The following is a 21,084-nucleotide window of genomic DNA, read 5'->3' as shown; positions in this document are numbered from 1 at the left end:
CAAAATCAGAAGGTGGTCGGATTTACCGACCGCCTGTTTTTTTGCCCAAAAGCAAGGAGAGCATCCTTTTATCCAGACAGCCGAGGAGAAAAAGAAACAGGAGATACAGAATCCCCATGCCGCAGAGCGAGCCGAGGAACAGCAGCTTGGACGGGGCAAAAATGCGGATACAGTATTTTGTTATCAGCCCGGCGGCCGCACCGGCAAGCAAAGGTTTGAAAAAGCAGCTGCGGCAGGAGGGCAGAACGGCGGTGCGCTTCCAGAGGCGGTGCAGGGAGCAGCTGACGGAAAACAGCAGGCTGAGAAACCAGCCGCCCAGAAACGCCGCCACGCCATAGGCAGGCATGCAGAACCAGATGACGGCGATGCTGATGCAGGAGGAAAGAATGTTGTTGCGGAAAAGGAAAAGCTGCTCTCCCAAGCCATTCAGAAGTCCGTGAAGGGTGGTCTGCGCATAAAGCAGAGGACAGAGGAAGGCGAGCGGAAACAGCACCTGCCCCAATGCCGCGCGGTCATAGACGATATAGCAGATTTCGTGTGGAAAAACGGCAAACAGCGCCGCCGCCCCGAACCCAATGACAGAGGTAAAGAGGAAGGTGGCGGAAACGGTTTTGCTGATGCGGGTATCCTGCCTGACGGCGCAGGCCTCGGAAATTTCCGGCACGAGGGAAACGGATGCTGCCATCAGGCAGGCGGAGGGCAGGAGAACAAGGGGCATTGCCATCCCTGTCAGCTCACCGTAGGTGGAGAGGGCTTGGACGGTATTCTGCCCGTGGAGCTGCAGCTGTCTGGGAATCAGGAGATTTTCAACGGTGGAAAGGAGTGAGCCGGCAATGCGGCTTGCGGAAAGCGGCAGGGCGGTGCTTAAAATCATGGCAAGGACGGCAGGAGAGGACAGCGTGGGCTTGCGTATAAATTTATGCTTCCTTTTATAATGGAAATAATTCCAGACGGTAAAGCCGCAGGAAAGCAGTTCCCCGAACAGGATGCCGCAGACGGCGGCACCGCAGGCATAGCTGAGCCCGCGTGGGACAAAAATGCCTGCCAGAAAATAAATCGTCAGGATACGGACGGTTTGCTCCAGCACCTGTGAAAAGGCAGGGACGAGTGTCTCCTGTATGCCGAGGAAGAAGCCGCGAAAGCAGGAGCTTGCTGCCATAAACGGCACAGCCAATGCCAAAAGGCGCAGGGAAAAAGCGGCGCGCCTATCCCTGAGCATAGAAAGGGCGATGCTATCCGCGCCGAAAAACAGGACACAGCTGACAGCCGCACTTGCACAGAGGGAAAGGCAGACCGCCTGCTTGACAATGCGCCCGATATTCCCATTCTGTCCGCGGATGTATTCCTGCGCGACAAGGTGGGAAATGGTTGTGGTGAAGCCGGCAGAGGTGATGCTCCATGCAAGCATATACAGCGGCAGAATCAGCTGATACAGCCCCATGCCCTCTGCGCCGATGGCGTTTGACATGAAAACACGATAGAAAAAACCCATACATTTTGTAATGAGATTGGCACAGGTCAGGATAAGGGTTCCGGTGATGATATTTTTTCTGCTCATGGCAAAGCCTCCGAAGGGGGTTCTTTTACTTATATGACAAGAGGACAGGAAATAGAAGGGAAACAAGGAGAAAACGGGGATTTGACTGAACAAAAGTAATGCTTTTTTGGAAGAAAAAGGTAGAAAATGATACGAATATTTCGCATATAAACCGTCAAAAAGACTGAAAAACAAATATTCTTATGATTTTCGTACGTTATAATAAACAATTTTGCAAGGGCGATAAAAAAATTCATTGAAATGTATTGACAACAATTTCTTTGAGCGATATAATCTACTCACAAAGAGCATATAGCCGAAGGAAGAAGTGAATTTATTTCATTCATTTCTTACAAAAACAAATGAAATTCTGCTGCGGACGGGAAAAAAAAGAGCCGTTTTTCCCCAAGAGCCGGTTGCCGCAGAGAAGCTTTTGTGTGATGCTTCGGAACGTGCTTCACTTGCTGGAAAACTGACGGAAGCATTTCTGTGCAGGCAAAAACGGAATTATTTTATCAGCATTATTTATTGCCTGCGTTACAGAAGCACCGATGGTTTCAGCGCATACCCTAAAAAGGAGGAAGGAAGAAATGAGTAACAACAACAACGAAATGAAGAAGGAGCTCGGCATGGGCGCTGCGATGGCTACAGTAGTCGGCTGCGTAATCGGTTCCGGTGTATTCTTCAAACCCACAGCAATCTACACAGCAACAGGCGGTGCGCCCGGTCTGGCAATCATCGCATGGGTGGTAACCTCTCTGGTTTGCCTGTGTGCGGCAATGACATTTGCCGAAATCGCAATCTTGATTCCCGAAACAGGCGGTATGCCCGTATATCTGAAAAAGGTATTCGGTGACAGGGTTGGTTATCTCTGCGGTTGGATGCAGACTGTTGTATTCTATCCCGGTCTGGTTGCGGCACTGGCAGTAGCGGTTGCAAACCAGGCAAAGCTGTTCCTGGGCGACGGCATGGTTGTTCCTGTGGCAATCGTATGTATCATCATCATGGTTGCGCTGAACTGCATGGGCGCTAAGGTTGGCGGTGCAGCACAGACTATCTTTACCGTAGCAAAGCTGATTCCTCTGGTTCTCATTATGATTTTCGGCTTCATCAGAGGCAACGGCAATCCCATTTTCGACCCTATGCTGGGTGAGGGACTGAAATTCGGCTCCGTTTTGGGGCAGCTGATGATTGCAGTTCTGTTCGCATACGAAGGCTGGACAAACGTAGGTGCAATCGCGGGCGAAATGAAAGATCCCGGCAGAGATTTGCCTAAGGCGATCGTTGGCGGCGTAGCGCTGATTATGGCGGTTTATATTATCATCAACCTGGCTTACCTGTGGGTACTGCCTGCTGATGTAATGATGAATCTGGAATCCCCTGCATCCGCAGTAGCAATGCAGATCTTCGGCAACATGGGTGGTAAAATCGTATCCGTTGGTATCATGATTTCTGCCGGCGGCGCATGCAACGGCTTTATCCTGTCCGGTTCCCGTACAGCACTGTACATGGCAGAACAGGGTGACCTGCCCGGCAGCAAGGCTCTGTCCAAAATCTCCGGCACAGGCGTTCCCATCAACTGCATTTTCCTGATTGGTATTCTGGGTGCAATTTATGCACTGACAGGTCAGTTCGACCTGCTGACAAACCTTGGTACATTCGTTGGCTGGGTATTCTACACACTGACATTCCTGGCAGTTATGGCTTACAGAAAACAAGCACCCGATCTGGAACGTACTTACAAGGTACCTGCATACCCTGTAATTCCTATCATCGCAATCGTTTCCGGTCTGTATGTTCTGCTGAACCAGCTGTTCATGGCAGGTCCTGATGCAAGAAAGGTTGCTGTAGGCGGTATCATTCTGGTACTGATTGGATTGCCCGTTCGTGCAATCTTCACAAAGAAGAAAGCGGCATAAGGCAGTCTGAACGATTTCGTTCCATAAATTAAAAATATTTGCTTATGAAAGGCTTCAAAGGCGTATTCTTTCTGAACTAGGCGGTTCGGAGGGGATACGCCTTTTGTTTGTGAAAATAAAGTTGTCTGAGAAGACGGAAAAGGTAGGAAATGCCCATAAAACCGAAGCAGGCAAAACTTTTTCCCTTTTGCACAAATGCAGAATACGCTGAAAATTCTGCTAAAATGTACGACTTATCTACGAAATTTAGTGGTGGAATATACAAAATATACAATAAAAATGAGGGTGTTAAGAAAATGGTAAAAAATATATCGTCAGATACCACTAACAGTCTTGACATTTTTTTGATAATCATTGATAATATATTGTATTGGAGTAAATGCAGATGTCAGTTTCAGCTTGAATTTTCAACAAAAGCCGGAGGAATTTCGGCTTTTTCGGCAGAAGGAAACGGCATTTTCATGGAAACAGAAGGGAAGTAAATGCTTTTGAGGGAAGGATGGTTCAATGTATTTATTATTGTTACTGCTGTGGTTTATTTTTAATGGCAGAGTAACGCTGGAAGTTGCCCTGTTTGGGATAGTGATCTGCGGCTGGCTTTATTGGTTTATCTGCAAGTACATGGGCTACAGCTTTCAGAGAGAGAAGGTTCTTGTGAAAAAGATTCCTCTTTATCTGAAATATGCCTTTGTTTTGCTCTGGGAAATTTTCAAGGCGAATGTGGATGTCATCAAGATTATTTTTTCGCCGAAAAAAGCAGAGATTCAGCCTGCACTTGTAAGGTTTCATACGGATTTGAAAAGTGAAGCCTCTTTGGTTGCTCTGGCGAATTCCATCACACTGACCCCCGGCACCTATACGGTGGAATTGGAAAACGGAGAATATGTTGTGCAGGCGCTGGATCGGGAAAAATTCGGCGAGGGTCTGGAGGATTCCGTTTTTGTAAAGCAGTTGAGAAGGTTGGAGGGATGAGCGTATGAGCGGTACAATGCATTTTATTCTGGAAATCGCTATGTTCGTTCTGGCGTGCGGCATGATTCTGGCGTTTATCCGTGCAGTCAGAGGGCCTCGTTTTACGGATCGTATTGTGGCGATTAACATGATTGGTACCATGACGACGGTAATGATTGGGATTCTTTCCGCTTATCTGGGCGAAACCTCTCTGGTGGATGTTTCTCTGGTTTATTCCTTGCTGAGCTTCTTGGCGGTAGTGGTGATGTGTCACGTTGTTACCCTGCATCATAAGGGTCGTCTGCTGTTTCTGGCAAGAAAGGAAAAGGAGGCAGAGGAAAAATGTCAATAAGAGAAATCATTGCAGCAATCTGCATTTTTATAGGGCTGTTTGTGTTCCTTTGTTCGATTCTGGGGATTTATCGCTTTAAATATGCGATGAACCGTATGCACGCAGCAGCCTTAGGGGATACCATGGGAATTTTCTTTGTTGTATTAGGTCTTCTGATTTTAGGGCAGGATATTTTCCACATGGCAAAATATGCCCTTATCATTCTGTTTTTCTGGCTATCCAGTCCCATTTCGACACACCTGATTGCGAAGGTAGAGCTTCTGACAAACAAAGACTGTGAAGAAAGGATGAAGGACAGATGAGCGATTTTAGCGTTACCATTCAGATGATTTTGGTTATTTTTCTCATTGCCAGTGCCATCGGCGTTTCTGTAACAAGAAAGCTTTTTATGGCGGTTATCGTTTTCATGGGGTATAGCTCCGTTATGGCAATTGTGTGGCTTTTTCTGGAATCTCCCGACCTGGCTATCACAGAGGCGGCTGTTGGCGCAGGGATTGATACGGTACTGTTCTTCCTGACGCTGAAGAAGGTTCACGCACTGAAAGGCACAAGGGAGGGGTGATGAGATGAAAGAAGAAAAATCGTTTTGGGAGAAATTGAAACGTTGGATTGACGGGGACGAGGTGCTTCTCGATGCAGATGAAATTATCTCCAAAAAAGAGAAAAAAGAGTTTATTTATGAAGAAAGAATTTTTCCGATTGGAGACATTCGCTCCAATGTAACCCTGTATTGTGTGCTTTCCGTTTTCGTTACGGTGGTATTCATTGCAGTTATGCTGCATGTAGTTATGGAGCTGCCGATGTTTGGCGACCCGAACAGCATCACCAACAACGAGGTTGCGGCGCGCTACTTGGAAAAAGGGATTGCGGAAACAGGCGCAATCAACTTTGTTGCAGGCATGATTCTGGATTACCGTGCCTTTGATACCTTTGGCGAATCCAATGTACTGTTTATGGCGGTTATCGCGGTGCTGATGCTGCTGCAAAGAGATAAAAAGAACATTGATGCGGCAGAGGATCAGGAAATGCAGGAGGACGAAATGCTGGATGCAGAGGATTCCAAGCTGATTCTGAAAAAGGGCGCGAAATGCCTTGCTCCTGTGGTTATCCTGTATGGAATCTATGTTGTTTTAAACGGACATCTTTCTCCCGGCGGCGGCTTTTCCGGTGGGTCTATCATCGGCGCAGGTCTGATTCTGTATTCCGTGGCATTCGGACATAAGAAGATGCAGACCTTCTTTACGATTAAAACACTGACTTTGACAACGGCAGCGTGCCTGCTGACCTATTGCGGCTGTAAGAGCTATTCCTTCTTTACAGGGGCAAACCATGTCGGCTGGGAGGTACCGAAGGGCACACCCGGTGCAATTCTAAGCTCCGGCTTTATCTTGCCGTTGAATATCTGTGTCGGTCTGGTTGTTGCATGTACGATGTATGGGTTCTATGCGTTATTTACAAAAGGAGAAGTCTGATTATGAGTCAACTGTTGACAAATTATTATGAAGCAGCTTCTGTTATTCTTTTTGGCATTGGATTCATGAATCTGCTTCTGCAAAGAAATCTGATTAAAAAGTTTATTGGTCTGAATATTATGGATACGGCTACCTATCTTTTTCTGGCGGCGAAGGGCTATGTGGCAGGCAGAACTGCCCCGATTTTGACAAACGGCATTATTGATGCGGATTATTATATCAACCCCATTCCTGCCGGTCTGGTTCTGACGGGTATTGTTGTATCGGTATCTGTAACAGCGTTCTCTCTTGCTCTGGTTCTGCGGCTGTATAAGCATTACGGCTCGTTGGATATGGATGAAATCCTGAGAATGATGAGAGAGGAGGAAGGGGAATAATATGGAACATCATGTAAACCTCGTACATAATATACCTTTCTTCAGCGTCTTTTTTGCGATGTTCTGCGGCATCATTACGCCTCTGCTCAAAAGCGGACGTGCGGCACGCCATCTGCATGGCTTCATGGTAGGGCTTGTCGGCATACTTTCTGTTGTGCTTCTGGCGAACGTGGTGAAAAATCAGGAAGCATATACCTTTATGATGGGGCATTTTCCTGCACCTTGGGGCAATGAATTGCGCATCGGGCCTCTGGAGGCGTTGCTGGCGGTTATGGTCAGTGTGGTTATGTTTTTAACCATCACGGCAGGCAGCAGGCAGATTTTTGAGGAAATTGTTCCGGAAAAACAAAAATTTTACTTTATTATGCTGAATGCAACCTATGGCGCAATGCTGGCAATGACATATACAAACGATATGTTTACAGGCTACGTTTTCATTGAGATTCTGACGATTGCCTCCTGCACACTGATTCTGGCAAGAGGGACAAAGCAGGCAATTGTCGGCACAACGCATTATCTGGTGTTCGGCTGTATGGGCTCCGGTCTGTTCCTGCTGGGTGTTTGTATTCTTTATGGCATCACAGGGCAGCTCTTATTCCCGCAGATGAAGGAAACGATTGCCATGCTGATGGAAACAGGGCAGTATCATTTCCCGCTGATGATTGTAGTCAGCCTGATGTTTATGGGTCTGGGCATCAAGAGCGGTCTGTTCCCGTTCCATTCTGCACTGCCTACGGCTTACGGCTCTACGATGACAACCTCGAACGGGATTTTGTCCGGTCTGGTGCTGAAGGCATATATCATTCTGGCAATCAAGCTGGTATTTGAAGTATTTACCATTGAAACACTGGTTAAATTGAGAATTGCGGACGTTCTGTTCGTTCTGGGCGTTCTGGGCATGATTATGGGCTCCTTCTATGCCGTACGGGAAAGCCGGCTGAAGCGTATGCTGGCATATTCCTCTGTGGCACAGATTGGCTACATCTTTATGGGGATTGGCTTAGGCTCAGAGGCGGGGATGCTTGCAGCCTGCTTCCATGTTCTGGCACACGCCGTTACAAAATCTATGCTTTTCCTTTGCTGTGGTACCTTTATTGAGGAGGCCGGCGGCAAGGAGCAGCTGGAAAACCTCAAGGGGGCGGCTTACCGCAACCCTCTGGCAGGGGTTGCCTTCATCGTTGGGGCTATGTCCATGATTGGTGTGCCGCTGTTTGCAGGGTTCATCTCCAAGCTGTACTTTGCGGAGGCTGCATTAAAAATGACGGGGACACGTCTGGTTCTGGTTCTTGCGGCACTGGCTATTTCCATGATTCTGAATGCGATGTATTTCCTGCCCTCTGTTATTGCAATCTGGTCTCGCCCTGAGACAAAGGAAAAAACAGTCAGAGTGCAGAATTCTCCGCTGTTTGCAATGGCAATGGTACTGTTTATTGTAGTCAATTTGGCACTGGGTATCGGCTATCGTCCCATTATCGAAATCATGAAAATGGGTATCGAGCTGATTCAGGTTGCATTATGATGAGAGAATGAGGTGAAAGAAATGAACGGATCTGTACTTTTGCTGCTCCCGATGATTTTACCCTTCATTTTTGGTCTCATCATTGGTTTCCAAAAGGAGGAAAAGCAGCGCAATATCTTGGTATTTATTGCAATGGCTGTGGAAGCGGCTCTGGTCTGGTATCTTTGCAGCGGAGAGATGCAAACCTTCGTGCTCTGGCGGATATCTGACCGATTGGCACTTGTTTACAAAACGGACGGATTGGCAAGATTCTTTGCCTGCCTCATCAGTACCATCTGGCTGATTGCAGCAGTGTTCTCCATGGAATATATGAAGCATGAGCATAAGCCGGCGCGGTTCTTCATGTTTTATACGTTTTCTCTGGCGGCATTGATGAGTCTTTGCTTCTCCGAAAATATGATGACGATGTATCTGTCCTATGAATTTATGACAATTCTGACAGCACCACTGGTTATCCATACGGGTACACCTGAGGCAACGCGTGCGGGCTTGAAATATCTGGGGTATTCCTTCTTCGGCGCAGGCTTAGGGCTGATGGGGTTCTTCTTCCTGAACACCTATTGCAGAACAACCATCTTTATGCCCGGCGGCACACTGGATATGGCGATGGTGGCAGGGCATGAAAACCTGCTTCTGGTTGTGTTCTTCCTGATGGCGCTTGGCTTTGGCTGTAAGGCGGGTATGTTCCCCCTGCATGCTTGGCTGCCGACGGCGCACCCCGTTGCACCTTCTCCTGCATCCGCAGTGCTTTCCGGTATCATTACGAAGGGCGGTATCATTGCTATCATTCGTGTGACATATTATCTGTTTGGCGTGGATTTTCTGCGCGGCACTTGGGCGCAGACGGCTTTGCTTGTGCTTTCCATTGTGACGATTTTCATGGGTTCCATGCTGGCATATAAGGAAAAGCTGCTGAAAAAGCGGCTGGCGTATTCCACGGTTTCAAACGTATCGTATGTTGTGTTCGGGCTGATGCTGATGTGCCCTGCCGGATTTATGGGCGCGCTGCTGCAGGTGGTATTCCATGCGGTTGCAAAGAATATCCTCTTCCTTTGTGCAGGTGCGATTATCTATAAGACGCATAAGACCTACGTTTCCGAGCTGAAGGGCATTGGCAAGGAAATGCCGATTGTGATGTGGACGTTTGCGCTTGCGGCACTTTCGCTGATAGGGATTCCGCCCACAAGTGGCTTTGTGAGCAAATGGTATCTGGCACAGGGCGGCTTGCTGCCACAGGCGGGGATGCTTGGTCTGGTCGGCGTAGTGGTGCTGATGGTCAGCGCACTGCTGACGGCAGGCTATTTGATGAGTATTGTAGTGAATGGGTTCTTCCCCGGCAAGGATTTTGATTACGCATCCTTGCAGAAGAAGGAGCCGAATTATTTGATGACGGTACCTCTGGTGCTGCTGAGTATTGCTGTAGTCGGCTTTGGCATGATGCCTGCGCCTTTGATGCAGGCAATCCGCAGTATCAGCGGAATGATTTTCTAAGGGAAAGGGAGGAAACATTATGAACGCATTTGCGATATTGTTACCGGTGATCTTTCCGATCATTGCAGGTGCCTGCCTGCTGCCGGTAAAATTTAGTGACAGAAAGGCGCGCCAGAGGGTGGTTCTGCCGATTATCGTGCTGAATGCGATTTTTGCATTGTATGCCATCTTCTTTGCGGACAGCGGCGCGATTACGATTTTCCGCTTCAGCAACAGATTGTCTCTGGCACTGCATGTGGATGGCTTATCCAAGATTTTCGGTACGATGGTATCTCTGCTTTGGATTCCCACAACGATTTATGCCTTTGAATACATGACACATGAAGGACATGAAGACCGTTTCTTCTCCTTCTTTACCATGACATTCGGCGTAGTTATCGGGATTGCCTTTGCGGATAACTTCTTAACGATGTATCTGTTCTACGAATTTCTGACATTGGTGACATTGCCCATCGTGATGCACCAGTTCGATAATAAGGCGCGCCACGCCGGGAAAACCTACGTCCTTTATATGATGTTCGGTGCATCTCTGGCGTTTATCGGGTTCGTGTTTGTGCTGTTCTACGGCACAACGACAGATTTTGTTTACGGTGGTGTGCTGAATCCCGATTTGATTGCAGGCAATGAACAGATGCTGCGGTTGGTATTTGTGCTGGCGTTCTTCGGCTTTGGTGTAAAAGCGGCGGTATTCCCGTTTTATCGCTGGCTGCCGAAGGCATCCGTTGCCCCCACACCCGTTACGGCTCTGCTGCATGCCGTGGCAGTCGTAAAATCCGGTGTGTTTGCCATCATCCGTCTGACGTATTACGCCTTCGGTACGGAATTTCTGATTGGCACATGGGCGCAGTATGTGATGCTGATTGCAGCTTCGATTACGATTGTGTTCGGCTCGACCGTTGCACTGCGGACACCGCATATCAAAAGAAGATTTGCATATTCTACCATCTCCAATCTGTCCTATATCATTTTTGGCGTTGCCATTATGACACCGATAGGGCTTGCGGCAGGGATGCTACACATGATTTATCATGCGGTAATCAAAATTACACTGTTCTTTACTGCCGGTGCGATTTTATATAAAACCCACAGAGAATATCTCTACGAGGTGGAGGGCTTCGGCAAGCTGATGCCGATTACCTTTGCAACAATGGCAATTACGGGGATTGGTCTGGTTGGCGTGCCGCCCTTTGCAGGCTTCCACAGCAAATGGGCATTGGCAACTGCGGCAACCGCAAGCGGCAACCCGGTTACCTATATCGGCGTGGTTGCGCTGATTTTGTCTGCACTGCTGACGGCATTGTATATCTTCTCCATCATCATTCGGGCATATTTCCCGCGGGAGAAGGAATACCCTGCAGGCTATTACGATCATGTATCCGATCCGAATAAATATATGACAGTGCCTTTGATTGTTCTGGCAGCTGTTTCGATTCTGATGGGTCTGATGCCTGCGACACTGCTGGGCATTATGAATGATGCGATTATGGGCATACTGTAAAGGAGGGGAGAAAGCATGGAAACTATGACAACAAGCATAATTTTACCGTTTCTGGTGTTCTTTCCTTTTCTGGGTGCGGTAATCAGCTACATCATCGGGCGCAGCAATAAGGGCGCAAGGGATATCTGGTGCTGGATTTTATCTGCGGTGATTTTCATTGCGAGCCTGACGCTGATTGGGAAGGAAACAGTTTATAGCCTGCGCGGCTTCTGCGGCTTGGGTCTGAGCTTTGCGGCGGATGGCTTCGGCGTGATTCTTGCCGTGCTGACGGGCGCAATCTGGCTGATTACAACCATCTTTTCCAAGGAATACATGGCGGCTGAACGGAACAGAAATCGGTATTATTTCTTTGTGTTCCTGACATTGGGCGCAACGATGGGAATTTTCCTTTCCGCCGATTTGTTTACGACATTTATTTTCTTTGAAATTATGTCCTTTACCTCTTTTGTGCTGGTTATGCATGATGAGGAGGACTTTACGGTTCGCTCCGCAAAAACCTACCTTGCGGTAGCGGTGATTGGCGGTCTGGTGACACTGATGGGTCTGTTTATGATGTATCAGAAGGCAGGCACGCTGAACATGGCAGAGCTGACCGCGTTTATGCAGAGCAGGGAAAACCCTGCGGAGTTCTATGCCATCGGCGTATTGATTCTGTTTGGCTTTGCGGCGAAGGCTGGGCTGTTTCCGCTGCATATCTGGCTGCCGAATGCGTATACCGTTGCACCGGCACCCTCCAGTGCGCTGCTCAGCTGTCTGCTGACAAAAACAGGCGTATTCGGTACGATTATCGTCAGCTGCAAGCTTTTCCTGCATGATGCGGCTTGGGGGCAGTTTATTCTTATTCTGGGCATTATCACAATGGTGCTTGGCGCGGTTCTGGCGGTATTCTCCGTCAATCTGAAACGCACATTAGCTTGCTCCTCCATGTCCCAGATTGGCTTTATCATCATCGCCATCGGGATGCAGGGACTTCTGGGCGAGCATAACGCCTTGGCGGCAAGCGGCACACTGCTGCACTTCCTGAATCACTCTCTGTTCAAGCTGCTGCTGTTCCTTGGTGCAGGTGTGATTTTCATGAACCTGAGAGAATTAAATCTGAATAAGATTCGTGGCTACGGTAAGGATAAGCCGCTACTGAAGCTGATTTTCCTGATGCCGATTCTGGGTATCGGCGGTATCCCTCTGTGGAACGGTTATATCTCCAAAACGCTGATTCACGAGAGCATGGTGGAATATATCGAGGTGCTGAAGGAAGCAGGGCAGTCCATCGCGTTTATGAAGGGCGCGGAAATTCTGTTCCTGTTCTCCGGTGGGCTGACACTGGCCTATATGACGAAGATTTTCGTATGTATCTTCCTTGAGGATAACCCCTACGGCACACCGAAGCCTGTCAAAAATGGGCCTTATATCAGCAGGCTGATGGCAGTCATTCTGGGCGCGATTGCAATTTGCCTGCCGATTCTGGGTATCTTCCCTCACCAGACACAGGATGCTCTGGCGGCAATGGGCGCACATTTCATGAATGCACATACCCCTGCGCATGCCGTGCATTATTTCGCATGGGTAAACCTCAAGGGTGCGGTGATTTCCATCTGTGTGGGCATTGTGGTGTATTTCCTGTTCATCCGCAAGGTGCTGATGCAGAAGGATGCAAACGGCAATCTGGTTTATGTGGATCGCTGGCCGGAATGGTGCAATCTGGAGGATAAGGTATATCGCCCGATTCTGCTGACCGTTCTGCCTTATGTGGGTGGCTTCTTCGCCCGTATCGCAGGAAATCTGATGGATGATATCATTGCATTGCTGCGTATCTTTATCTTCAATAATGATAATGGACGCATTGTTCCGCCGGAGGATAAATATTTCTCTGCTTATACGGATTATGAAAATGACCATCAGGTATACCGCGAAGGCTTCGCGCAGAGTATTCTGCTGATTGGTCTGGGTCTGACGATTGCGGTAATCTATATCATTGTTTAACGGAAAAATTTTGAAAAGTCCCTATTAGGGGTGTTCCGATAAGAAAGCATGAAGAAAATGCAATAGCTGTAGCTTTCAGCATTTCAGAATACAAGGCTTCTTATCCGGGCGCACCTTTTATGGGGACTTTTTTAATGTGAAAAAAGAAGGGTATAGCTGCTTCATCTTTGTCCATACTAAGGAAAAAGAAGGAGAGGGAAAGCTATGGATTTTAAACAGAGCGAAACAAAGAAAAACCTTATGCGTGCCTTTGCAGGGGAAAGTCAGGCGAGAAACCGTTATATCTTCGCTGCGGCGCAGGCGAAAAAACAGAAAATGCAGGTGGTGGAATTTGTATTCAGGTTTACTGCCAAGCAGGAGGAGGCGCATGCAGCGGTTTTTTATCAGCATTTGAAGGAGCTTTCGGGGGAAACGGTTCACATTGACGGCGGCTATCCCGTGGATATTTACGAATCCGTTTCGGAGCTTTTGCGTGCGGCAGAGCATAACGAATATGAAGAATTTGACCCGGTATATCAGGCGTTTGGGGATAAGGCGCTGGAGGAGGGCTTTCCGCAGGTGGCAGCATCCTTTCATCAGATTGCAGGCATTGAAAAAACACATGGAGACCGTTTTGGACAGCTTGCGGATTTATTGGAGGAAAATAAATTATTCATCAATTCTGTGGAATGTAAATGGATGTGCTTAAATTGCGGCTTTATTTTTGAAGGGAAGGAGGCTCCGCAGGAATGTCCTGTTTGTCAGCATGACAGGGGCTTTTTCATTCGATTGGAGCTGGCACCCTATACGGCAAAGGCATAAAAAAGGGGATAAGGCAAAGTTACCTTATCCCATACATAGCCTTTAAAAGGGCGCATTGTTCCAATGCTTTCCGTTGATGGTGGCATGCTCATCCTCTTCTAAGGGGATGACAATGCACTTTTTACCATTGATAAATTCCGTCTGGATGTCAGGCAGCTTTTCCGCAGAAACCTGCAAAATGACCTCTTTTTCAGGGAGTGCTTCCTTTTCCTCCAATTTTTGCTTCAGGCTTTCTACCTCTAATGCCAGCACATTCGCTTTTTTCGCGGCAGCGTGCGTTTGCAATGCCTTGCTGTCAATCAGATTTTCCGCAAGGGGAGGGGTATCGCCGAAGGTTTCCTCACAAATTTCCTCCACCTTGGAAATGACTTCCTCGGAAAGACCTTTTTCTGCCATAGCCTCCCGAATGGCAGGTGGTGTTAGGAGAACAGGCTCGTTTTCAAACACATTTTTGTGTTCCTCCACCATATCATTCAAATCCTGCTGAATATCCAGAATGACGGTTTTCGCATCCTCCACCTCCTCGGAAATAACATCCTTTAAAATGCCATGGAAGGTCTTTTTTTCCTCGGCGGCGGTGCGCTTTGCTTCACAGCCCAAAACCTCCTGCATGAACGCAGGCTGCGCCTTTTTGGCATCCTTCACATAATAGCCCATGGCATTAACATCGCTGCTGCGGTCGGAAAAGGCAGGAAAGAGAAACCCTGTTTCGGGGACGGAAACCACCCAATCACGAATACGAGGCGCGATGATGTTTTTATCCTTATGATAGCCTAAGCCTGCCTTTGTCAGCTCGACAGGGCAGATGGCACATAGGACATATTCATAAACCTCTTCGGATTCGTCCAGCTTATTGTTATCGGTCGTTTTCGTGATAACATCATAGGCATCATGGAACAGGAGAATCAGATAATTCCCTGCAAAATCATATTCGCGAATGATGCGCTCATAAAGCAAATCCAACAGCCCATCCTGCTTCAAAGCACTGTCGCGCAGGGCAAGGAAGAACTTCTGCGCTTCTTCTCCTGCTTCATCCCTGCGGAAGGAAAGCTCTAAAAGATTGTTGCCGATTGTGCCGGAAAGAGCCTTTTTTGCAATTTCCAGATATTTATAAAATTCATCCTCCTCCAGATTGAGAAAGGTTTCGTCGATATGTAAGAGAATATTTTTTTGGTTGTCCACATAACAGCCGCGCAATTTCGTAAAGGTGCAGGCATCTTTTTTGAAGCGGCGCTTTAATTCCAAAATGTCTTTTTTCTGCATGGGTTGCTCCCTTCTTTCGTTTTGATTTCAAAAGCTATTATAAATACTTTTTTCGGGGAAAGCAAATTTTTAAATTAAGAAAAATTTCCCTTGCAATCTCGGAAAAGGTATGCTATTATATTTAAGCAGTTTATTTCTGCGGCTGTGGCGGAACTGGCAGACGCATCAGACTCAAAATCTGACGCTGGTGACAGCGTGTGGGTTCGAGTCCCACCAGCCGCACTTTTTAGAACCTTGTTTGCTTCAAGGTTCTTTTTTTATGCTCTCATTTTATCTTAATCGTTCTTTAAGGAAAAACATGGATTATTCACCTGACGTTCATACTTCGTTCAAATTCAAACAGTATAATAACGGCATAAGATAAAACAAAGCCATAAAAGATATGGAGGGATAGAGCATGTACGAATATGATGAGTACAATCCGAAAAAGAAAGATGAATATGAAGAAACAGAGCAGGAATCCATTGACTATTCCGCAGACGGCATGGAAGACGAACCCCATGTAGACGGAGAATCCATAGAGATGGAGGCAGAGGTGATTTCCGGCGAGGAATATACAGAGGAAATTTCCGGTGAGCAATTTTCCGAGGAGGAGGGCTTTTCTGAACAGGAAGACGTTTCAGAGACCGTTGCTGAGGAAGGCGCAGAGCAAGCAGAAGCCTTTGCGGAAGAAACCGCAGAAGCAGAGCAGGAATATACAGGCCCCTGCGTCAGAGAATATCATTATGAGGAAAAGGTGAAAAAGCCGAAAAGAAAGCAGGGCGGAAACGGCTGGAAGAAATTCATTGCAGCCTGTCTGGTTTGCAGCATCGCAGGCGGCTCTGCGATTGGGGTCAGCTACAGCGCGGCACAGAGTCATTTCGGAAAGGAAACCGGTGCAAAGACCGCATCCACAAGCAATACGGAAAGTGTATCCTATCTGACGAACGGGCTTTCCACTGTGGATATCGTGAAGAAGGTAAAGCCCTCTGTTGTCAGCGTTTCCACTACCACAACAGGCGTGACACAGTATATGGGGCATTTCACTGTACCATACGAAGCAGAGGGCGCAGGCAGCGGCGTGATCTTCTATTCGGATGATGATAAGATTGCCATTGCGACAAATAACCATGTCATCGAGGGTGCAAATTCCATTTATGTGACGCTGGACGGCGATAAGAGCGTACCGGCGAAGGTAGTCGGTACAAAGAGTGAATCCGACCTGGCGGTGCTTTCTGTTTCTTGGTCTGATTTGAAAAAGGCAGGCGTGGAAAAGGTAACAACCGCAACCTTCGGCGATTCGGATGACCTTGAGGTCGGCGAATGTGTCATTGCCATCGGCAACGCCATGGGCATGGGGCTTTCCGCAACGGACGGCATTGTCAGCATGAAGGAGCAGACCATTAACGTAGACGGCAATTCCCTGACTGTTTTGCAGACCAGCGCGGCAATCAACAGCGGCAACAGCGGCGGCGCACTGGTAAACAGCAAGGGCGAGGTCATCGGTATCAATACGGCAAAATATAATTCCTCTATGGCGGAGGGCATGGGCTATGCCATCCCCAGCAATCAGATTAAGCCAACCGTAGAAAGCCTGCTGGAAACAGGCACACAGCCGCAGCCCTATATCGGCATTACCGGTACAAACGCATCTCTGTATAACCTTGAGGTCGGCGCACTGGTGCTTGAGGTAAAGGACAACAGCCCTGCGGCAGCGGCAGGTCTGAAATCCGGCGACATTATCACACAGTTCAATGGCAAGACCATTAAGGATATGGACAGCCTGCTGAACGCAATGGACAGCTCGGATATCGGCAAAAAGGTTGACCTGACGGTTGTGAGAGATAACAAGGATAAAATCAAGCTGCAGCTTACCGTTGCAGATAAAAACAGCTAAAGCAATTCCTACAGATAAAAATTAAGAAAAATGCGGTTGAAATGCCGATTCACATACATTCACATAGATTCTTTCTATCAACGACCGAAAAAATCGAATGAGATAGATAAACTTGCATCAGAAAAACTCCTATTGCAGACAGTGTAGACAGCTTGCAGTAGGAGTTTTTTTGTGGGGGGATATTTTTATTTGCCTGTCATGACTTTTTCGGCAAACTCCGTCACAACAATGGAATCATAAGGGATTTCCTGCGAAAGCTCCTTTCCTTCCATCATGATTTTCTGGATGAGGACAAAGCCTTCGGGGGAAACGGTCGGGTCGGTTTTCCAGGTATCCTGTTTCTGATAGCGCTCCACGATGGTGGTGAGGGTATCAAGGTCGGTTTCGGCAAACTGCGGCTGAATTACCTTTGCAATTTCTGCGGCAGAATGGCTTTCTACCCATTGCTGCCCTTTATAAATGGCACGGGTGAAGGCTTCGACGACATCGGGATGTGCCTGTAGGAAAGCATCCTGTGCCATATAAACGGTGTAAGGCACATAGCCGCTTGCTTCACCCAGAGATGCCACAATATGCCCCTTGCCGCTCTGCTCAAGCGTGGTTGCGGCAGGCTCAAATTCTACGGTATAATCGCCGACCTCTCCCAGAAATGCGCCTGCGGTGGAGGTGAAATCAATGTTGTTGATGATTTCCATATCCTTACCGATAGTCATGCCGTTTTCCTTGATGACATATTCCAGAACCATTTCCGGCATGCCGCCCAATCTGCCGCCGATGACGGATTTTCCTTCCAAATCAGACCATTGGAAATCGGGCTCATCCTCTCTGGAAACAAGAAAATTCCCTGCGCGCTGGGTCAGCTGGGCGAAGGTTTTGGGGTAATCTGCCTTCCCTTCGGCATAGACATACAGACCTGCCTCTGTGCCAAGCAGGGCAATATCCGCGGAATCGGAAAGCAGGGCGGTCATGGATTTATCCGCACCATTGCCGACCGCAACGCTCACATCTAAGCCCTCCTCCTCGAAAAAGCCCAATTCCTGTGCGACATACTGCGGCGCATAAAAAACAGAATGGACGACCTCATTCAGACGGACGGGGGTCAGCGTTTCCTCTGCCGTTTCTGTGCCGCAGCCAACTCCTGCGGACAGGCAGAGCGCCCCCGATAAAGCCAAGCAAAGTTTCTTTTTCATAGCCGTTCCTCCTAAGAGACTGATTCTGATTTATGATATGCCATATCTCGGAAAAAGGTGTGCTGTATTTTTTTTCGCGTCAGATATATTTTTTCTCAATTTTGTAGTATAATTATTTTTAATATGGAAAATTAGGCTTATATCGCCTTGTATATAAATTTTGTGATGACAGGAGGCTATTTTCATGGCTGAAAAAATCATGCTGATTGACGGCAACAGTATTGTGAACCGTGCATTTTACGGCGTTCCGCTGCTGACCAACGGAGAAGGTCGCTATACCAACGGGGTATATGGATTTCTGAATATTTTATTTAAGCTTCTGGATGAGGAGCAGCCCGATTATCTGGCGGTGGCGTTTGATTTGCATGCGCCCACCTTCCGCCACAGAACCTTTGACGGCTACAAGGGAACCAGAAAGGGTATGCCGGAGGAGCTGCGCGAACAAATGCCCCTTTTGAAGGAGGTGCTGCAGGCCATGCACATCCCTATTTTCGAGCAGGAGGGCTTTGAGGCGGACGATATTCTGGGGACGCTTTCCGCTCTGGCGGAGAAAAACGGCATTGTGCCTGTTGTGGTTTCGGGGGACAGAGACCTTTTGCAGCTGGCAGGGGAAACCCTCAAGGTGCGGATTCCCAAAACGAAGGGCGGACGCACGGAAACAGAGGATTATTACGCGGCGGATGTGCAGGCGAAATATGGCGTGACACCTGCCGAATTTATTGATATGAAGGCGCTGATGGGGGATGCGTCCGATAATATCCCCGGCGTGCCCGGCATTGGCGAAAAAACCGCGGCGAAGATTATCACGCAGTATCACGATATTGAAACGGCGATTGCCCATGCGGCGGAAATCAAACCGAAAAAGGCATCCGAAAACCTTGCGGCGTATCAGGAGCAGGCAAGATTGAGTAAATTTCTGGCGACGATTGTGCGGGATATGCCTTTAGAATGGGATAAGGAGACCCTGAAAATCGGCGATATGTTTAACCAGACGGCATACGAATTGGTAAAACGTCTGGAATTTAAGAGCATGTTCAGCCGCTTTGAGGGGAGTGCTTCCGCACCCAAGCAGGCAGAGCAGACCTATCGCTTTGTTGCGGATAGGGAAGGTGCGAAGGAGGTGCTTGCCGCGCTCAAAAAGGGCGAGGTCGGGTATGCCTTTGTTTACGAAAACGAGGAGGGACAGGGGCTTGCGCTCTATCAGGAGCAGCTTGGGGGTGTCTGGATGGAAGCATCCATGGCATTTTTGATGCAGGAGCTTCTGGAGATATTTCAGCCGTTTTTTGCGGACAGCGCATACCGTAAAATCGGGCATGATGTGAAGAAGGATATTCGTTTTCTGCGCAGCTATGGCTATGACGGCTTTACGGCGGAATTTGATACCGCTATCGGGGCGTATATCCTCAATGCGACGGGCAGCTCCTACGAATATGACGATATTGCGGCAGCCTTTCTGAATGAAACCTATCCTTCGCAGGAGGAGGTTTTCGGGAAGGGCAGAACGAAAAAGGCCTTTGCCGCGTTGCCCGAAGCAGAACGCACCGCCTATGGCGCAAGGCAGGCGGAGATTTTCTTCCGCGCGAGAAAAGTGATGGAGGAGCGGCTTGCGGAAAATGAGCAGAAAAGCCTGTTTTATGATATGGAAATGCCGCTGATTTACGTTCTGGCGGATATGGAAAAATACGGCATCAAGGTGGATAAGGCGGCGCTTTTGGCGTATCAAAAGCGTCTGGGCGAAAGTCTGGACGGCATGGAAGAAGAAATTTACACATTGGCAGGGGAAAAATTCAACATCAATTCCCCGAAGCAGTTAGGCGTGATTTTATTTGAAAAGCTGGGGCTGAAGGGTGGCAAAAAGACCAAAACGGGCTATTCCACCGCGGCGGATGTGCTGGAAAAGCTGCGGACGGCGCATCCCATTGTGGAGCGGATTCTGCACTACAGACAGCTGGCGAAGCTGAAAAGTACCTATGCGGACGGACTTCTGGCGGTGATGGATGCCGAAACGGAGAAGATTTATTCTACCTTCAACCAGACCATTACGGCAACGGGACGGATTTCCTCAACAGAGCCGAATTTGCAGAATATTCCTGTCCGTCTGGAGCTGGGCAGAGAGCTTCGGAAAATTTTCATTCCCGAAAGTGCGGAATTCTGCTTTCTGGATGCCGATTATTCGCAGATTGAGCTGCGCGTACTGGCGCATATCTCCGGGGATGAAAGCCTGATTGCAGCGTTCAAAAGCAATCAGGATATTCACCGCATGACGGCTTCGCAGGTGTTCCATGTGCCGTTTGACGAGGTGACACCATTGCAGAGAAGCAATGCCAAGGCGGTTAATTTCGGCATTATCTACGGCAAGGGCGCGTTTAGCTTGGGGCAGGATTTAGGCATCAGCCGCAAGGAGGCGGAGGAGTACATCAACGCTTACTTCGCGAGATATCCCAAAATCAAGACCTTTATGGAGGATACGATTAAAAACGGGACGAAAAACGGCTATGTCTCTACGCTCTGGAACCGCCGCAGAAATATGCCCGAATTGCAGAGCAGCAATTTCATGCAGAGGGCGGCAGGTGAACGTGCGGCAATGAATATGCCTATTCAGGGCACTGCTGCGGATATTATTAAGCTTGCCATGATAAAGGTGCATCGTGCCTTGCAGGAGGGCGGCTATCGTTCTCGTCTGATTTTGCAGGTACACGATGAGCTGCTGATTGAAGCATATAAAGAAGAAAAGGAGGCTGTCGCAAAAATCCTGAAGGAAAACATGGAGCATGCGGCGGATTTACTGGTTCCCTTGGATGTGGATGTGCATGAGGGCGCATCGTGGTTCGAGGCGAAATAAAAAAGAGGGGAAACGA

At 48.2% G+C, this 21,084-nt stretch carries 18 protein-coding genes and 1 tRNA gene; 16 read left to right on the top strand and 3 right to left on the bottom strand.

The features are described from left to right. Positions 1-22: 22 nt before the first annotated feature. Complete coding sequence (locus tag GPK49_RS04795; protein ID WP_215676909.1) at positions 23-1,558, bottom strand: polysaccharide biosynthesis protein; 1,536 nt, start codon at positions 1,556-1,558, stop codon at positions 23-25. Between the two features lie 569 nt (positions 1,559-2,127). On the opposite strand from GPK49_RS04795, the gene GPK49_RS04790 reads away from it, so the two are divergent. From GPK49_RS04790 to rbr, 13 genes are all read left to right on the top strand, one after another. Continuing rightward, positions 2,128-3,456: an APC family permease gene (locus GPK49_RS04790; RefSeq protein WP_215676908.1), complete on the top strand. Its 1,329-nt coding sequence runs from the start codon at positions 2,128-2,130 to the stop codon at positions 3,454-3,456. Between the two features lie 149 nt (positions 3,457-3,605). Further along, positions 3,606-3,938, top strand: coding sequence for a hypothetical protein (locus GPK49_RS04785; RefSeq protein WP_215676907.1), 333 nt, complete (start codon positions 3,606-3,608; stop codon positions 3,936-3,938). A 25-nt stretch (positions 3,939-3,963) separates the two neighbouring features. Next, a complete protein-coding gene (locus GPK49_RS04780; protein WP_016408376.1) occupies positions 3,964-4,428 on the top strand; it encodes a Na+/H+ antiporter subunit E in 465 nt (154 codons plus the stop codon). A gap of 4 nt (positions 4,429-4,432) precedes the next feature. Next, complete coding sequence (locus GPK49_RS04775; protein WP_215676906.1) at positions 4,433-4,759, top strand: monovalent cation/H+ antiporter complex subunit F; 327 nt, start codon at positions 4,433-4,435, stop codon at positions 4,757-4,759. Beyond that, positions 4,750-5,061, top strand: a complete 312-nt coding sequence (locus GPK49_RS04770; protein ID WP_016408378.1) for a cation:proton antiporter — start codon at positions 4,750-4,752, stop codon at positions 5,059-5,061. Before GPK49_RS04775 ends, GPK49_RS04770 begins: the two co-directional genes overlap by 10 nt. Beyond that, entirely contained in the window at positions 5,058-5,321 is a 264-nt protein-coding gene (locus GPK49_RS04765; RefSeq protein ID WP_016408379.1) for a hydrogenase subunit MbhD domain-containing protein, read from the top strand. The genes GPK49_RS04770 and GPK49_RS04765 overlap by 4 nt, the downstream gene beginning before the upstream one ends. A 4-nt stretch (positions 5,322-5,325) precedes the next feature. After that, on the top strand, positions 5,326-6,231 hold the full coding sequence (gene mbhE / locus GPK49_RS04760; protein WP_016408380.1) for a hydrogen gas-evolving membrane-bound hydrogenase subunit E: 906 nt from the start codon (positions 5,326-5,328) through the stop codon (positions 6,229-6,231). A gap of 2 nt (positions 6,232-6,233) precedes the next feature. Then, positions 6,234-6,608: a sodium:proton antiporter gene (locus GPK49_RS04755; protein WP_016408381.1), complete on the top strand. Its 375-nt coding sequence runs from the start codon at positions 6,234-6,236 to the stop codon at positions 6,606-6,608. A 1-nt stretch (position 6,609) separates the two neighbouring features. Further along, positions 6,610-8,127: a proton-conducting transporter transmembrane domain-containing protein gene (locus GPK49_RS04750; protein WP_215676905.1), complete on the top strand. Its 1,518-nt coding sequence runs from the start codon at positions 6,610-6,612 to the stop codon at positions 8,125-8,127. Between the two features lie 21 nt (positions 8,128-8,148). After that, positions 8,149-9,618 (top strand): complex I subunit 5 family protein, encoded by a 1,470-nt coding sequence (locus tag GPK49_RS04745; protein WP_215676904.1) that lies wholly within the window; start codon positions 8,149-8,151, stop codon positions 9,616-9,618. A 19-nt stretch (positions 9,619-9,637) separates the two neighbouring features. Next, the gene (locus GPK49_RS04740; RefSeq protein WP_016408384.1) at positions 9,638-11,116 is read left to right on the top strand and encodes a complex I subunit 5 family protein; all 1,479 of its coding nucleotides are present in this window, start codon (positions 9,638-9,640) and stop codon (positions 11,114-11,116) included. A 15-nt stretch (positions 11,117-11,131) separates the two neighbouring features. Further along, on the top strand, positions 11,132-13,096 hold the full coding sequence (locus GPK49_RS04735) for a proton-conducting transporter transmembrane domain-containing protein (RefSeq protein WP_318283837.1): 1,965 nt from the start codon (positions 11,132-11,134) through the stop codon (positions 13,094-13,096). Positions 13,097-13,300: 204 nt separating this feature from the next. Next, positions 13,301-13,897: a rubrerythrin gene (gene rbr, locus GPK49_RS04730; protein WP_215676903.1), complete on the top strand. Its 597-nt coding sequence runs from the start codon at positions 13,301-13,303 to the stop codon at positions 13,895-13,897. A 42-nt stretch (positions 13,898-13,939) separates the two neighbouring features. Here the strand turns inward: rbr and GPK49_RS04725 are convergent, their stop codons facing one another. After that, positions 13,940-15,160 (bottom strand): DUF4317 domain-containing protein, encoded by a 1,221-nt coding sequence (locus GPK49_RS04725; RefSeq protein ID WP_215676902.1) that lies wholly within the window; start codon positions 15,158-15,160, stop codon positions 13,940-13,942. 138 nt (positions 15,161-15,298) lie between these two features. Between GPK49_RS04725 and GPK49_RS04720 the strand changes: the two genes are divergently transcribed. Continuing rightward, positions 15,299-15,382 (top strand) — tRNA-Leu (locus GPK49_RS04720). 175 nt (positions 15,383-15,557) lie between these two features. After that, entirely contained in the window at positions 15,558-17,036 is a 1,479-nt protein-coding gene (locus GPK49_RS04715) for a trypsin-like peptidase domain-containing protein (protein WP_215676901.1), read from the top strand. Positions 17,037-17,221: 185 nt separating this feature from the next. Here GPK49_RS04715 and GPK49_RS04710 read toward each other — a convergent pair whose 3' ends face one another. After that, positions 17,222-18,226 (bottom strand): ABC transporter substrate-binding protein, encoded by a 1,005-nt coding sequence (locus tag GPK49_RS04710; protein ID WP_215676900.1) that lies wholly within the window; start codon positions 18,224-18,226, stop codon positions 17,222-17,224. Between the two features lie 184 nt (positions 18,227-18,410). Between GPK49_RS04710 and polA the strand changes: the two genes are divergently transcribed. After that, the gene (polA, locus tag GPK49_RS04705; protein ID WP_215676899.1) at positions 18,411-21,068 is read left to right on the top strand and encodes a DNA polymerase I; all 2,658 of its coding nucleotides are present in this window, start codon (positions 18,411-18,413) and stop codon (positions 21,066-21,068) included. Positions 21,069-21,084 lie beyond the last annotated feature (16 nt).

It is taken from the genome of Clostridium sp. MCC345, assembly GCF_018785345.1.
GTDB classification, from domain to species: domain Bacteria; phylum Bacillota; class Clostridia; order Lachnospirales; family Anaerotignaceae; genus Anaerotignum_A; species Anaerotignum_A faecicola.
This window is presented reverse-complemented; position numbering and strand designations above follow the sequence as displayed.

What these genes read in the sequence shown, in the direction of transcription:
- GPK49_RS04795 (WP_215676909.1), bottom strand. Translation starts at nt 1,558, where the DNA reads ATGAGCAGAAAAAATATCATCACCGGAACCCTTATCCTGACCTGTGCC.
- GPK49_RS04750 (WP_215676905.1), top strand. Translation starts at nt 6,610, where the DNA reads ATGGAACATCATGTAAACCTCGTACATAATATACCTTTCTTCAGCGTC.
- GPK49_RS04770 (WP_016408378.1), top strand. Translation starts at nt 4,750, where the DNA reads ATGTCAATAAGAGAAATCATTGCAGCAATCTGCATTTTTATAGGGCTG.
- GPK49_RS04715 (WP_215676901.1), top strand. Translation starts at nt 15,558, where the DNA reads ATGTACGAATATGATGAGTACAATCCGAAAAAGAAAGATGAATATGAA.
- GPK49_RS04725 (WP_215676902.1), bottom strand. Translation starts at nt 15,160, where the DNA reads ATGCAGAAAAAAGACATTTTGGAATTAAAGCGCCGCTTCAAAAAAGAT.
- GPK49_RS04745 (WP_215676904.1), top strand. Translation starts at nt 8,149, where the DNA reads ATGAACGGATCTGTACTTTTGCTGCTCCCGATGATTTTACCCTTCATT.
- GPK49_RS04765 (WP_016408379.1), top strand. Translation starts at nt 5,058, where the DNA reads ATGAGCGATTTTAGCGTTACCATTCAGATGATTTTGGTTATTTTTCTC.
- GPK49_RS04785 (WP_215676907.1), top strand. Translation starts at nt 3,606, where the DNA reads ATGCCCATAAAACCGAAGCAGGCAAAACTTTTTCCCTTTTGCACAAAT.
- GPK49_RS04740 (WP_016408384.1), top strand. Translation starts at nt 9,638, where the DNA reads ATGAACGCATTTGCGATATTGTTACCGGTGATCTTTCCGATCATTGCA.
- rbr (WP_215676903.1), top strand. Translation starts at nt 13,301, where the DNA reads ATGGATTTTAAACAGAGCGAAACAAAGAAAAACCTTATGCGTGCCTTT.
- GPK49_RS04780 (WP_016408376.1), top strand. Translation starts at nt 3,964, where the DNA reads ATGTATTTATTATTGTTACTGCTGTGGTTTATTTTTAATGGCAGAGTA.
- polA (WP_215676899.1), top strand. Translation starts at nt 18,411, where the DNA reads ATGGCTGAAAAAATCATGCTGATTGACGGCAACAGTATTGTGAACCGT.
- GPK49_RS04775 (WP_215676906.1), top strand. Translation starts at nt 4,433, where the DNA reads ATGAGCGGTACAATGCATTTTATTCTGGAAATCGCTATGTTCGTTCTG.
- GPK49_RS04755 (WP_016408381.1), top strand. Translation starts at nt 6,234, where the DNA reads ATGAGTCAACTGTTGACAAATTATTATGAAGCAGCTTCTGTTATTCTT.
- GPK49_RS04710 (WP_215676900.1), bottom strand. Translation starts at nt 18,226, where the DNA reads ATGAAAAAGAAACTTTGCTTGGCTTTATCGGGGGCGCTCTGCCTGTCC.
- GPK49_RS04735 (WP_318283837.1), top strand. Translation starts at nt 11,132, where the DNA reads ATGGAAACTATGACAACAAGCATAATTTTACCGTTTCTGGTGTTCTTT.
- GPK49_RS04790 (WP_215676908.1), top strand. Translation starts at nt 2,128, where the DNA reads ATGAGTAACAACAACAACGAAATGAAGAAGGAGCTCGGCATGGGCGCT.
- mbhE (WP_016408380.1), top strand. Translation starts at nt 5,326, where the DNA reads ATGAAAGAAGAAAAATCGTTTTGGGAGAAATTGAAACGTTGGATTGAC.